Genomic DNA, 12,725 nt, shown 5'->3' on the forward strand with positions numbered 1-12,725 from the left:
GCTCATGGTGACTTTCCGCGACGAATCGCTCAAGCGATGGGGAATTGTCGGGACGCATCATGGTGCTTATCGACGCCGGATCGGCAAGCGGGTGGGGAATTATCGGTGAGCGTGACCACCGCCGCGCCCGTGTGCGGCCGGATCGCTCGTCCGACGCCGTCGCGCCGACGGGCGAAAGTGATCGGCCGGCGGGGGTGCGCCCGGCCCGTTCGGGAAGTAGCCTGAACGGGCGGTGCGTGGTCAACGGCGATCGCGCACCGCACGCGTCTGCCCACGGGGCAGTGAAGCGGGTCGTTCGTCGGTGATCCTACGACGTCAGCTGGCCAGCAACTCCCGGGACGCCGGGGCGGCGAGCCAATCGTCCACCTCCGCCAGCCAGCGTTGCTTGTCGGCTTCCGGGGCCGTGCTGGCCCGCAGGCTCGCCCGGGCCAGGCCGGCGAGCTCCGCGTCGGTGAATCCGAGCACGTCCCGCGCGACACGGTACTGGTCGACGAGCCGCGCGCCGAACAGCAAGGGGTCGTCGGCGCCGAGCGCGACCTGGGCACCCGCGTCCACCAGTGTGCGCAGCGGCACGTCGCCGGTGGTGCAGTAGACGCCGAGCTGGACGTTGGACACCGGGCAGACCTCCAGGGCGACGCTCCGTTCGACGAGCAGGTCGAGCAGGACGGGATCCTCGGCGGCCCGGACCCCGTGCCCGAGTCGCGTGGGGTGCAGGTAGTCGAGCACGGTGCGGATGTGCTCGGGGCCGCGCAGTTCCCCGCCGTGGGGAACCGACGGGAGGCCGGCCCTGTCGGCGATGCGGAACGCGCCCTCGAACCGTGTCGTGTCGCCGTGGTGCTCGTCCGCGTTGAGGCCGAAGGCGACGACCTCACCCGGGCCCTGTCCGGCGTAGCGCGACGCGAGGCGTGCCAGCGTCCGGGCGTCGAGCGGATGGCGCATGCGCGAGGCCGCAACGATCACCCCGATCTGGACCCCGGTGTCCCGGCTGGCGGCGCGGGCCTCGTCCAGGACGATCTCGAGGGCTGCCTGGAGCCCGCCGACCCACGGCGCGTACGAGGTGGGATCGACCTGGATCTCCAGCCGCCGCGACCCCTCGGCCGCCTCGTCGACGGCCGCGCACCGGACGATCGTGCGCATGGCGGCCTCGCTCCGCACGACACGCCGCGCGAGGTCGTAGCGGCGCTGGAAGCGGGCCCAGCCGCGCGCCGTGGTCGCGTCTGTCGCGAAGGCGGGGGCACCGGCGACCGCGTCGACCGGCTCACCACAGGCCTCGGCAACCTGCAGGAGGGTGCGGTGACTCATCGAGCCGGTGAAGTGCAGGTGGAGATGGGCCTTGGGCAGCATCGACAGGTCGCGGCGGTCCACCGCGACGCCCTGTTCGCCGGACCGGTCGTCCAGCGGCACATCGATACCGGCTTCCATCTTGCAGGCACCCTAACACCGGGACGCAAACCTGCGCCGGAACGCGGAAGCGGGGCGGTGACCGATGTCACCACCCCGCTCCACCGGGAGTATGCAGACTCAGATAGCGGCCTCACCCCTCTCACCGGTGCGGACGCGGACGACCTCCTCGACCGGCACGACCCAGACCTTGCCGTCGCCGATGTTTCCCGAGCGTGCGGCCTGGCAGATGGTGTCGACGATGCTGTCGGCGTCCTCGTCCGTCACGACCATGTCGATCCGGATCTTGGTGACGAAGTCGATCTCGAACTCTTCGCCTCGGTAGACCTCCGTGTGGCCGCGCTGGCGGGCGTACCCGCTGACCTCGGTCACGGTCATGCCGCTGATGCCCAACCGTGCGAGCGCGATCTGCACGTCGTCCACGGCCTCCTCACGGAGGACTGCGGTGATGAGCTTCATGCCTTGACTCCCTCGTTCGTGTTGTTGCCGTCCGTGGCGGTTCCCTCGTCCTTGGGGACGATGAGCATGCGCTTGATGTTGTAGGACGAGTACTGCACCTTCGACAGGTCGTAGCCGATCTCAGCGTGCTCCGCGAGGTCGATGCCGCTGGTCTCGACAGCCGAGGAGACGCGAATCCCCATGGTGTGCTTGAGGAGCAGGGCGATCAGGTACGAGACCACGAAGGAGTAGACGAGCACGGACAGGGCGCCGAGCGCCTGACGGCCGAGCTGTGACAGGCCGCCGCCGTAGAACAGGCCGGCGGTGTCGGTGCCACCGGTGAGCGCCGGGTCGCCGAACAGGCCGATCGCGAGCGTGCCGATGAGGCCGCCGACCAGGTGGACGCCGACGACGTCGAGCGAGTCGTCGTAACCCCACTTGAACTTGATGGTGACCGCGTAGCAGCAGCCGACGCCGGCGAGGATGCCGATGAAGATCGCGCCGATCGGGTTGACCGTCGCGCAGGCGGGGGTGATGGCGACCAGGCCCGCGACGATGCCGGAGGCAGCGCCGAGCGAGGTCGGGTGTCCGTCGCGCAGGCGCTCGGTGAGCACCCAGGCGAGCATCGCGACACCGGCGGCGACCATGGTGTTGACCCATGCCAGCGCGGCGGTGCCGTTGGCGCCCAGCGCGGAGCCCGCGTTGAAGCCGAACCAGCCGAACCACAGCATGATGGCGCCGAGCATGACCAGCGTCAGGTTGTGCGGGCGCATGGGCACGCGGCCGAATCCGATGCGCTTGCCGAGCACGAGCACCAGGGCCAGGGCTCCGGCACCTGCGTTGATGTGGATGGCCGTGCCACCGGCGAAGTCGAAGGCCTGGATCGTGTTGGCGATGAAGCCACCCTTCTCAGCGGTGAATCCGTCGAAGGAGAACACCCAGTGGGCGGCGGGGAAGTAGACGAGCGTGGACCACAGGACCACGAAGGCGCACCAGGCCCCGAACTTCATACGGTCGGCCACCGCGCCTGCGATCAGGGCGACGGCGATGATCGCGAACGCCGCCTGGAACCCGACGAAGGCGTAGCCGGGGATGGTTCCGAACTCGGCATCCAGCAGCCCCTTGAGTCCGAGGTACTCGCCCGGGTTCCCGACGACGCCGCCGATCGAGTTGCCGAAGGCCATCGAGAATCCGTACAGCACCCACAGGACGCCGACAATCCCCGTGGTGATCACCGACATCATCATCATGTTCAGCACGCTCTTGCTGCGGACCATGCCGCCGTAGAAGAAGGCCAGCGCGGGGGTCATGAACAGCACGAGCGCGGCGCTGATCAGTACCCAGGCAGTATCGCCTGCACTGATTTCAAGGATTGTCATGTGACGAGCGTGCCGGTACGGGATTGCAACAAGGTTGTGCGTGTGTTACGGGAATGTAAGCGATTTCTACCGAATATTACAGCTGTGTTACAGATTGGAAACTGTCGGATCACCAGACCTGATCGATCAGCACTGCGGGCTGTCGAAACCCGTTGCCAGACGACGAACGGAGTTGGCAAGTTCGGTGATCGCGGCCTGACCGGCGGATGAATCGTCCGAGGTGCTGGAAGCCGCCATGGCGATTCCCACCTGGGTGCCGTCCGACAACCGGATCAGGCCGAACTGGCGGACGAGCAGGTCGCCGTTGGCCGTCTGGCCCCATGCGCCCCGGGAGTAGGTCAGCGGGAGGGTCTGGAGCCCCCAGGGGTCGTCCGACTGGTCGTTGAGCTTGCTGAGCGCCTTGTAGGTGTCGGCGTACTTGCAGGTGAGCACGCCCATGAGGAGCGACTGGTCCTCGAGTGACCAGGTGGTGTCGTAGGGCGGGGTCTGCTCCTGCTCCGACGAGGCGTCCACTGTGGTGTGGAAGTCGCCGTACGCGCGGAGCGCCTGGGTCGTCTTCGAGGCCGCCTCGTCGGCGGTGCCGAGGTAGGCCCACAGGGCCTCGTCGCCCGCTTGCGAGTTGTCGGCGAGCGCCCGGGTGAACATGTAGTCGAGTTGCTGGGGCTGGTTCGGCTCGTTGAGCACCGCCAGGGCGATGGGCACGTCGATGGTCTCGAACGCCTCGCCACCACGCAGGGTGCCGCCGTACCAGGTCTCCTGCTGGCGCGTGTACGGGTTCGTCGCCTGGTTGAGGGTGATGCCCAGCAGCACGTCGTACTTCTCCTCGATGCGGGCGATCTCCTCGTCGAGTTCGGGCAGGGCGGGGGCCGCCGAGAGCGCGGGCGGCGAGGCGAGCGGGCTGTGCAGGGTGGGAACCTCGGCTCGCGGGCTCTGGCTGGTGGGAGCCGGCGGGTTACCCGTATCGGGACGGGTGGCCCCGAACGCGATCGTGGTTATCAGGATGATGACGATGCCGATCACGAGCAGGCCGATGGGCGCGTGCCACCACCATCTCAGCCTCGACCGGACGCGGGCCGCGCGACTCCGCGCGCTAGCCTTGGGGCCGTCGGCCGGGGAGGGGGGGATGCTCAACGTGACCTCCTGCTCGGCCCTGACGGATATCGGCGGGAGCGTGCGCACCCACCGGCATACCGACCCGGACAAAATGGCGGGAGCATCACGCGCCTTCCTCCAAGTATGGCCGTGAACAGTAAAACTGGTGCAGCGGGGTAAGGGGGCTGACGACATGTTCTGCGCACACTGCTGGGCGCCGGTGGGGACTCACGATCGCACCTGCCGGGACTGCGGGGCCGATCTGACCGCCCCCGGCTCGGTGCGCCTCACTGATCCGCGCAGCATCCCGCGAGGGGTGGACGGCAGGCCCGTCGACCTCCTGGGAGGGTCCATGGCCGTGCAGGCCACCGGTGGCGATGCCGTGGCGGACGCCGTCCTCGCCCCGGACGAGACCTCGTCACCGGAGGTCACCGAACCAACTGTTCCCACACCGGACCTCCCTGCCCCCGGTCTGCCCACGCCGGAAGCGGCGGCTTCGGACGACACGTCCACCGAGTCCGAGGACGAGGTACCCCCGACCGTGCCATCGGCTCCTTCCCCGGCGGTGGTGGACTCGCCTCCTGCCTTCGACGCCCCGCCGGTGACGGCTGTGGCCGGTAGCGCCGGGGAAACGGGGCCGGCGGTCACAGGACCCGGCTGGTGGACGGGCGCCAAGGCCCGTGCGCTCGACCTCGGCCGCCGCGCGGGCGACGCGCGCCGGGAACTCGCACGACGACGCGCCGCCGCCGTGGCGGCCGTGAGCGCGGACGGACCGTCGGCCGACGACCTCGGCGCGGTGCGTCGTCCGGGCATGGTGCCCGGCCCCGGGGCCGGATCGACCACCGGCGAGGACGAGGCGGCCATAGGCACCGTGCTCACCTCCGAACTGCCCCGCACCGGGCGCGGGGACGCCGGGGACGACCTGAGCCTGTGGGACGACTACGGCGTCAGTGAGCTGGGGCGTGGGCCGCGGGTGGACCGCACGGCCAGCCCGCGTGAGCAGGCCAGGCAGCTGTTCGGCATCACCGCCAGGCCGACCGCCAAGGTTCTGGGGTTCACCGTGGTCCTGGTGGCCACGGTGGTGCTGCTCGTGACCCTGATGGGGCGCCTGCTCACCATGGACGCGTTCGTGATCGTGGAGGACACGCCCACGCCGTCGGACACCGCGACCGTCGCGGTCGAGGAATCGTCCGGGTCGGCGACGACCTCCGACGACTCGTCCACGGCCGGGACGACGACCACCGCCTCACCGGTGCGAGGCACCCCCTCGATGCTCGCCGGGGCCAAGGAGTGCGACCCGGGTGTGTGGGCCGGGCCGCAGACGTCGTGCGTGCTGGCCGGCGCGGTCGCCGCCGAGGTCGACACGACCATGACCGGCTCGGCCGAGGTCGAGGCGTTCAGCACCTCGTCCAACCGCACCTACAAGCTCGAATGCGTGGCCGACCGGGGCATCACCTGCACCGGGCTCGACGGCGTGGACGGCGTCTACGTCTGGATCGTGGTCTGACCCGGACGTCCGATCGCGGTCAGGCGGACCCCCTCGTCCGAGTCCCGTAGCCCGGCCCAGGGGCCGTCGATCCGGAACTGTGAGTAGGACGCCGTCGGGAACCATCGCTGGATGGTGTCGGCGTCCTGGGGTTTCGACGCCCAGGCGAGGTCGGCCGCGACCGTCGGGATGCCGGGGGAGTGCCCGACCACCAGCAGGCCTGTGATGTCGTCGTCGACCTCCCCGATCCGTCGGCGGATGGCGTCGGCCGTGCCCAGGTACAGATCGTCCAGGTACTCGACGGGAACGGGGCCGTCTCCGGGAACCCGCAGCCCGAGTGCCTCGACCGTCTGGCGCGTCCGGGCCGATGCCGAGCACAGCACGGATTGGATCCCGTGACCGGCCAGCTCCCGCCCGGCCTGCTGGGCCTCCTGCCAGCCGCGGGGGGCGAGCTCGCGGCCCCGATCACCCAGCGCACTGTGCGCGAGTGCCTTGGCGTGGCGCATGAGCACCAGCGTCCTGTTCATACCCCCGACGGTACCTGCAGCGGCCGAACGGCCACCACCAGATCGCGGACGATCGCCTGGTCGACGCGATGCCCGAAGGCGCGCCAGGGCTCCTCGTCGCGCACCTCGAGTCCCGCGTCCGCCAGCATCCCGACGAGATCGGCACGCCCGAGCGAGAGTGTGTTCCACGAGATGCCCATGGCTCCGCCCGGCCGGAGTTGGCGTGCCCACACGGGTACGGCCTCCGCCAGCAGTGCGGCGGCCGAGCGCGACGACTCCGAGCCGCGCCGCGCGCCGTGGACGACGCCGTAGGGGGCATCGGTCACGATCGCGTCGAACTGCCTCTTGCCGTAGAGCTCCGCCGAGGTGCGGGTGTCGCCCGTGAAGACCGTGAGCCGCAGCGTGGGCAGGCCGGGGTGCGCCGGCCGGTCGTGGGTCGGCTCGGCGAGGCGTACCTCGGCGTCGAGGCGGCGTCCCACCGTCCGCCCCTCCCGTCGGACCGGCGTCACACCGGCCGAGTGCTTGAGGCGCTTGGTGCGCAGGTACGTCTTGATGAACGCGGCCAGGGCGTCCACGGCCTTGTCGTCGGCCTCGACGCCGTACCCGTTGTGGCCGGCCACCCAGGCCGCCAGCAGCGTGGTACCGCGTCCGGCCAGTGGGTCCAGGACGTCCAGCGGGCCAGGCCGTGACACCTGCGACAAGGTGACGTGCAGCAGCAGGCGGGTGAACGACTCGTTGGTCTTGCCCTGGTACTTGGGAATCGTCAGCAGGTCGTCGTCCATCGCCTCGATGCTCGGGAGCCCGACCGGGCGCAGGAGGTCGCCCACGAGCTCGAAGGTGACCAGGCCGGACGACTGGGCGGCCAGGGCGAGCTCGTCCAGATCGTCGGCGTCGAAGCGCACGGCGCCGGCCCCGCACAGGTCGCTCGCGCGGATCCCGGAGGCCCAGGGGGCGGTGACGGCCAGCTCCGCGGCGGCGAGCGCCGGAGCGCTGTGCTGGTAGACGCGGTTGGCGGACGAGGCGAGCAGCGTCAGGTAGGCGGGCACGCGTCCATCCTGGCACGCACCGTCGGTTACCCTGTGGACGTGGGAAACAAGACCCTCCTCAAGGTTGCCCTGGTCTGCTACGGAGCCGCGATAGCCGTGCTGGTCCTGGCCCCTCGCGCCCCGCGGGAGGACGCGCACTGACCAAATGGGGTACCCCCCGTCCATGGCAGATTAGGCATTGCTACCCTCAACGACATGAGCACTGTTGTTGACCGCTTGTGCGACCGCTGCCTTGACGTGGTCGAGTCCTGCGACGCGCAGGGCGATTGTGTGGCGATGGGTCAGCTCGGGCGCGGCCAGTGCGGCACGGTGGCCGGCTTCCAGGGCGTCGACGACATGACCGTGAGTCGACGACTGTTCGACCTGGGGTTCGCCAAGGGCGTCGAGGTGGAACTCATCCGCCGGGCACCCCTCGGCGACCCCCTCATGTTCCGTGTCGGCAACAGCGACATGCTGCTGCGCCGGTCGGAGGCCGATCTCGTCGTGGTACGGGTGGCATGAGCGCCCACCATCACGGCGGTGGAACCGCCGTCGTCGAGGTGGGTGCCCGCAGGATCGCGCTGGTGGGCAACCCCAACGCCGGCAAGTCGACCCTGTTCAACGCTCTGACAGGCCTGTCCGCGAAGGTGGCCAACTATCCCGGCGTCACGGTCTCCCGGTCCGTGGGCTCCGTGGCAGTCGGCGACCAGCGCGTCGTCGTCGAGGACCTGCCGGGCACCTATTCCCTCGATCCCATCAGCCCGGACGAGCAGATCGTCGCGAGGGTGATCGAGGGCCACGAGGGCGAGTCGCCCGACGGCGTGGTCGTCGTCCTCGACGCCACCTCGCTGCGCCGTTCGCTCGGCCTGCTCGCCCAGGTGCAGCAGACCGGTCTGCCGACGCTCGTCGTGCTGACCTTCACCGACGAGTTGGCTCGCCGTGGCGGAGGCATCGACCTCGCCGCGCTGTCGGACGCGGTCGGCAACCAGGTGGTGCCGGTCACGGCGGGCAACCGCAACCAGTTGCACGATCTGATCGCGCAGTTGGACGATCCCTGCTGCTGGCGTGTCCCCGCCGTCCCCGCTCCCACCGACCCGGCGCAGGTCACCGGCTGGGTCGACTCCGTGCTCACCGCGGCCGGTTTCCGCATCCCGCAGGTGGACGCCCGCACCCGCCGCATCGACTCCGTGCTCCTGCACCCCGTGTGGGGCACCGTCATCTTCCTCGTCGCGATGGTCGTCTTCTTCCAGGTGATCTTCACCGTGGCCGCGCCCATCCAGGGTTGGATAGAGACCCTCTTCGGATGGCTCGCGACACTCGTCGACGAGTACGTCACCGTCGGCTGGCTCTCCGGTCTGCTCGCCGACGGGATCATCGGGGGCGTGGGCAGCGTGCTCGTCTTCCTCCCGCAGATCGCGTTGCTGTTCGCGATGATCGCGGTGCTCGAGAGCAGCGGCTACATGTCGCGGGTGGCGTTCCTCATGGACCGCGTCATGGGACGGGCCGGCCTGGAGGGCCGTGCCTTCGTCGCGATGCTGTCGTCCGTGGCCTGTGCGGTGCCCGGCATCATGGCCACCCGGTCGCTGCCCTCGGCGCGTGACCGGATCGCGACGATGATGACCGCCCCGCTCATGACCTGTTCGGCCCGGCTGCCGGTCTACACCATGCTGATCGCGATGCTCGTCCCCTCCGATGCGCGCCTGGGTCCCCTGGGCCTCCAGGGCCTCGTGATGTTCGCGATGTACCTGCTCGGCGCGGTGAGCGCCATGGGGGCGGCGTGGGTGTTCAAGTACGTGCTGCGCGGCAAGGGCCCGGCGCTGCCGTTCTACATGGAGATGCCCTCCTACCAGGCGCCCCGGCTGTCCGACATCGGGCACGCCGTCTGGGACGCCTGCGCGCACTTCGTGATGCGGGTCGGGCGCATCATCCTCGTCCTGACCATCGCCATCTGGGCGTTGCTGAGCCTTCCGGTCGCCTCCGACCAGGATCTCGCGACCGCCGGTGTCGATCCCACCGACGAGGTCGCGGTGGCCGAGTACCAGATCGACAACTCCGCGGCGGCGGCCGTCGGTAAGACCATCCAGCCGGTCTTCGAACCGCTGGGCTTCGACTGGCGTATCACCGTCGGCCTCCTGAGTGCCATGGGTGCGCGCGAGACGTTCGTGGCGACGATGGGTCAGATGGTCTCGGCCGACAACCCGGACGACCCGGGTTCGGCCCTCCAGGAGATGACCTGGATCTCCGGCCCCCACGCGGGGCAGAAACTGTTCACGCCGGGGGTGGCGGCCGCACTGCTGGTCTACTTCGCCTTCGCGTTGCAGTGCACCTCGACGATCGCGGTGCTGAAGCAGGAGTCCGGCGGCTGGAAGTGGCCGGTGATCGCCTTCGTCTACCTGACGGCACTGGCCTGGGTGAGCGCGTTGGTCGTCAAACTGGTCGTGGAGGCGGCGGTCGGCTGATGACAGCGCTGGACGCCGAGCAGGGCGCGGGCACCGTGGTCGCGTTGCACGCCGAGTCGGTACCGGGCGACGAGTTCGCGATGCGCTGGGTGATGGCGGACGGTCGGCTCGCCTCCGGTCGCCTCCTGGACGCACCAGGCGTGCTGGGCGGGCTGCTGCGCAGGCGGGTGATCGTCCGCGCCGTGGTCGAGCCCGGCGTCCTGTGGACGTGGCTGGGCGAACCACGCTGGCCCGAGCGCGGGCCCATCGTCCGCGACGCGATCGCGGACGCCGCGCGGGTGCCTGCCCAGTGGCGCATCGAACCCGCGGACGACGAGGTGCTCACCCTGGTCTCCCGGGATGTCGTCGAACGTGCGCTCGGCCCCTGGATCGCCTCGCACGGCGGGCACATCACACTGACGGACGCGGCACGCGACGTCGTGAACGTGAAGCTGGAAGGGACCTGCGTCCACTGCCCCGCGGCCGGCCTGACGATCCACGGTCGCATCCAGACGGTGATCGGGCAGCGTATGGGGCATCCCGTCACGGTCAATGCCACCGGGCTGGACGGCGGGCTCGCCGGTCGCGTCGTCCGGTGGCCGCGGCTCCTGCGCCGCTGAGTCGTTTCGACAAGCTCAACGGGCGTTTCGACAGGGCAGGGGCTCGTTTCGACAGGCTCAACGGGCGTTTCGGCGGGCTCAACGGGCGTTTCGACGGGCTCAACGGGCGTTTCGACAGGCTCAACGGGCGTTTCGACAGGGCAGAGAGTCGTTTCGACAGGCTCAACGGGCGTTTCGACGGGCTCAACGGGCGTTTCGACAGGCTCAACGGGCGCTTCGGACGGGCTCTGCGGGCGCCCCCACCCGGTCCCTGAGCTTGTCGAAGGGACGCCGCCGCCTACTGCAGGTCGACCTTGTGGTGCTCGTACGGGGTGCCCTTGGCGCGCTCGACGGACGCGCGGATCTCCTGCTCGGCCGCCTCGCGCCCGACCCAGGAGGCGCCCTCGACGCTCTTGCCGGGCTCCAGGTCCTTGTAGACCGTGAAGAAGTGCTCGATCTCCAGCAGCATGTACTGCGGGATCTTGTCGAGGTCGTCCAGATGGTTGCGACGCGTGTCGGCGGTCGGGATGCACAGCACCTTGTCGTCGCCGCCCATCTCGTCCTGCATCTGGAACATGGCCACCGCGCGGCACTCGATGAGACAGCCGGGGAAGGTGGGCTCGGCCACGATCACCATCGCATCGAGCGGGTCACCGTCCTCACCGAGGGTGCCCTCGATGAACCCGTAGTCGTACGGGTATTGAGTGGAGGTGAACAGCGTGCGGTCCAGGCGGATGCGACCGGTGTTGTGATCCATCTCGTACTTGTTCTTCGTGCCGCGGGGGATCTCCACTGTCATGTCGAATGTGATGCCCGCATTCGGGGCGTCCTCGACCTTGCGGAAGTCGTCGATCACAGGAACCGTCCTTAGGATGTGAACTACTGACACAACAGGCTATCCGCTTGGGAGGGGACGAGTGGAATCTCGTGCGCCGAGGCGCCCTATCGGACGGTGGCGCCTGCGGGCGGGATGGGCCGCCTGGGGGTGTGCGGTTGCCCTGCTCGCCGCCGGAGTCCTCGCCGCGTCGGGGCCGCTGGCCCGGCAGCAGGGGTGGCTGGTGGACGGGGGGTCGTCCACGATCGCTCCCGAGATCGTCGAGCGCCTGCAGCCCGAGCCCGAACGTCTCGGCGCCGGGGTCGCGGGTACGGCTGCCGAGCCCGCATACACGTCCGCGAGCGCGAGCGACGTCCAGCAGGCGATGGCCGCGAATCCCCCCGAACTGTCCGGGGACTACTCGGGCGCCGTAGCCGACCTCGCCGGCGGCGACCTCGACTACGACCTGTCGGCCACCCAGCCGCTCATCCCCGCGTCCACGCTCAAGATCATGACCGCGGTCGCGGTGCTGGACGCGTTGGGGCCCCAGCACACGTTCGCGACCACCGTGGTGAGCACACAGACCGGCATGATCGTGCTCGAGGGCGGTGGCGACCCGCTGCTGTCGTCGACGCCCACCAGCTACGCCAGTTCCTCGACGATCGATCTTCCTTCGACCCAGCAGCTCGCACAGGCGACCGCCGACGCCCTGAAGGCCCAGGGCGTGGCGCAGGTGACCCTCGGCTACGACGACTCGCTGTTCACCGGCGACACCTGGCACACCGACTGGCCCGAGGACGACCGGGAGTTCATCGCACCCGTGACGGCGCTCGTGGTGGACGAGGGCGCGTCCTCGCCCGGCCTCGACTCCCCGTCGTCGGCGGCCGCCGAGGTGTTCGCGGACCAGTTGCGCGCCGCGGGGATCGAGGTCGACGGTGATCCGGTGCCCGCATCGGCGGCCGGCGGGGAACAACTGGCGCAGGTGGCCTCGGCGCCGCTGTCGCTCCTCGTCCAGGAGATGCTGACGCACTCGGACAACTACATCGCCGAGGTGCTGCTGCGCCAGGTCGCGCTCGCCGCAGGTGAAGCGGGGAGCTTCGACGGCGGAGCGAGCGCACTCGTGGCCTCGTTGGAGGAACTCGGCCTGTGGCGCGAGGGCCAGGTGATCGTCGACGGTTCGGGGCTGTCGGCGAACGACCGGCTCACCACGCAGGCGCTGGTGAGTGCGCTGCAGCTCGCGGCGTCCCGCGACGATCTCGCCGACATCCTGGCCGCCCTGCCCGTCGGGTGCGCCACCGGCACGCTCGTCAACCGGTTCACCGACGACCAGAGCACCGCCGGGCGGGGCATCGTGCGCGCGAAGACCGGCACCCTCGATCAGGTGGCGTCGCTGGCCGGATACACCCCGACGAGCGACGGCGGGCTCGTGGCCTTCGCGTTCATAGGAAACGGCATACCGAGTGATCAGGACGCTCGTCCCTGGCTCGATCACGTGGCCTCCGCCCTGGCCGACTGCGACTGCGCCGCCTGAGCCCCGGCCGGACGTG

13 protein-coding genes are annotated in these 12,725 nt (G+C 69.9%); 6 read left to right on the plus strand and 7 right to left on the minus strand.

Annotation, left to right across the window (positions count from 1 at the left end):
- Positions 1–315: 315 nt before the first annotated feature.
- The 4 genes from FB473_RS00950 to FB473_RS00965 all read right to left on the minus strand — a co-directional run bounded on the left by FB473_RS00950 (position 316) and on the right by FB473_RS00965 (position 4,349).
- On the minus strand, positions 316–1,422 hold the full coding sequence (locus FB473_RS00950) for an adenosine deaminase (protein ID WP_167163993.1): 1,107 nt from the start codon (positions 1,420–1,422) through the stop codon (positions 316–318).
- Between the two features lie 99 nt (positions 1,423–1,521).
- Positions 1,522–1,860: a P-II family nitrogen regulator gene (locus FB473_RS00955; protein WP_167163995.1), complete on the minus strand. Its 339-nt coding sequence runs from the start codon at positions 1,858–1,860 to the stop codon at positions 1,522–1,524.
- Positions 1,857–3,218, minus strand: a complete 1,362-nt coding sequence (locus FB473_RS00960; protein WP_167163997.1) for an ammonium transporter — start codon at positions 3,216–3,218, stop codon at positions 1,857–1,859. Before FB473_RS00960 ends, FB473_RS00955 begins: the two co-directional genes overlap by 4 nt.
- A gap of 126 nt (positions 3,219–3,344) precedes the next feature.
- Positions 3,345–4,349, minus strand: coding sequence for a hypothetical protein (locus FB473_RS00965; RefSeq protein WP_167163999.1), 1,005 nt, complete (start codon positions 4,347–4,349; stop codon positions 3,345–3,347).
- 127 nt (positions 4,350–4,476) lie between these two features.
- Here FB473_RS00965 and FB473_RS00970 point away from each other — a divergent pair, with 127 nt between their 5' ends.
- A complete protein-coding gene (locus FB473_RS00970) occupies positions 4,477–5,817 on the plus strand; it encodes a hypothetical protein (protein WP_167164001.1) in 1,341 nt (446 codons plus the stop codon).
- Here FB473_RS00970 and FB473_RS00975 read toward each other — a convergent pair.
- The gene (locus tag FB473_RS00975) at positions 5,796–6,323 is read right to left on the minus strand and encodes a SixA phosphatase family protein (protein ID WP_167164003.1); all 528 of its coding nucleotides are present in this window, start codon (positions 6,321–6,323) and stop codon (positions 5,796–5,798) included. The genes FB473_RS00970 and FB473_RS00975 overlap by 22 nt on opposite strands.
- Positions 6,320–7,348 (minus strand): site-specific DNA-methyltransferase, encoded by a 1,029-nt coding sequence (locus FB473_RS00980; RefSeq protein ID WP_167164005.1) that lies wholly within the window; start codon positions 7,346–7,348, stop codon positions 6,320–6,322. The genes FB473_RS00975 and FB473_RS00980 overlap by 4 nt, the downstream gene beginning before the upstream one ends.
- Positions 7,349–7,543: 195 nt before the next feature.
- On the opposite strand from FB473_RS00980, the gene FB473_RS00985 reads away from it, so the two are divergent.
- The 4 genes from FB473_RS00985 to FB473_RS01000 all read left to right on the plus strand — a co-directional run bounded on the left by FB473_RS00985 (position 7,544) and on the right by FB473_RS01000 (position 10,639).
- Positions 7,544–7,849: a FeoA family protein gene (locus FB473_RS00985; RefSeq protein WP_167164007.1), complete on the plus strand. Its 306-nt coding sequence runs from the start codon at positions 7,544–7,546 to the stop codon at positions 7,847–7,849.
- Positions 7,850–7,911: 62 nt separating this feature from the next.
- Positions 7,912–9,786 carry a ferrous iron transporter B gene (gene feoB, locus FB473_RS00990; RefSeq protein ID WP_341770125.1) on the plus strand — a complete coding sequence of 625 codons (1,875 nt, stop codon included), beginning with the start codon at positions 7,912–7,914 and terminating at the stop codon, positions 9,784–9,786.
- Positions 9,786–10,385, plus strand: coding sequence for a NifU family protein (locus tag FB473_RS00995; protein ID WP_167164011.1), 600 nt, complete (start codon positions 9,786–9,788; stop codon positions 10,383–10,385). Before feoB ends, FB473_RS00995 begins: the two co-directional genes overlap by 1 nt.
- On the plus strand, positions 10,361–10,639 hold the full coding sequence (locus FB473_RS01000; protein ID WP_167164013.1) for a hypothetical protein: 279 nt from the start codon (positions 10,361–10,363) through the stop codon (positions 10,637–10,639). Before FB473_RS00995 ends, FB473_RS01000 begins: the two co-directional genes overlap by 25 nt.
- A gap of 23 nt (positions 10,640–10,662) precedes the next feature.
- Here FB473_RS01000 and FB473_RS01005 read toward each other — a convergent pair whose 3' ends face one another.
- Entirely contained in the window at positions 10,663–11,220 is a 558-nt protein-coding gene (locus tag FB473_RS01005; RefSeq protein ID WP_376837325.1) for an inorganic diphosphatase, read from the minus strand.
- Between the two features lie 61 nt (positions 11,221–11,281).
- Here FB473_RS01005 and dacB point away from each other — a divergent pair, with 61 nt between their 5' ends.
- The gene (dacB, locus tag FB473_RS01010; RefSeq protein ID WP_167164016.1) at positions 11,282–12,709 is read left to right on the plus strand and encodes a D-alanyl-D-alanine carboxypeptidase/D-alanyl-D-alanine endopeptidase; all 1,428 of its coding nucleotides are present in this window, start codon (positions 11,282–11,284) and stop codon (positions 12,707–12,709) included.
- The last annotated feature ends 16 nt before the right edge of the window (positions 12,710–12,725 follow it).

The sequence above is a fragment of the Brooklawnia cerclae genome (genome assembly GCF_011758645.1).
Lineage (GTDB): Bacteria > Actinomycetota > Actinomycetes > Propionibacteriales > Propionibacteriaceae > Brooklawnia > Brooklawnia cerclae.

Coding starts and splice junctions, on each gene's coding strand:
- FB473_RS00960 (WP_167163997.1), bottom strand. CDS start 3,218: ATGACAATCCTTGAAATCAGTGCAGGCGATACTGCCTGGGTACTGATC.
- FB473_RS00995 (WP_167164011.1), top strand. CDS start 9,786: ATGACAGCGCTGGACGCCGAGCAGGGCGCGGGCACCGTGGTCGCGTTG.
- FB473_RS00955 (WP_167163995.1), bottom strand. CDS start 1,860: ATGAAGCTCATCACCGCAGTCCTCCGTGAGGAGGCCGTGGACGACGTG.
- FB473_RS00985 (WP_167164007.1), top strand. CDS start 7,544: ATGAGCACTGTTGTTGACCGCTTGTGCGACCGCTGCCTTGACGTGGTC.
- FB473_RS00950 (WP_167163993.1), bottom strand. CDS start 1,422: ATGGAAGCCGGTATCGATGTGCCGCTGGACGACCGGTCCGGCGAACAG.
- FB473_RS00975 (WP_167164003.1), bottom strand. CDS start 6,323: ATGAACAGGACGCTGGTGCTCATGCGCCACGCCAAGGCACTCGCGCAC.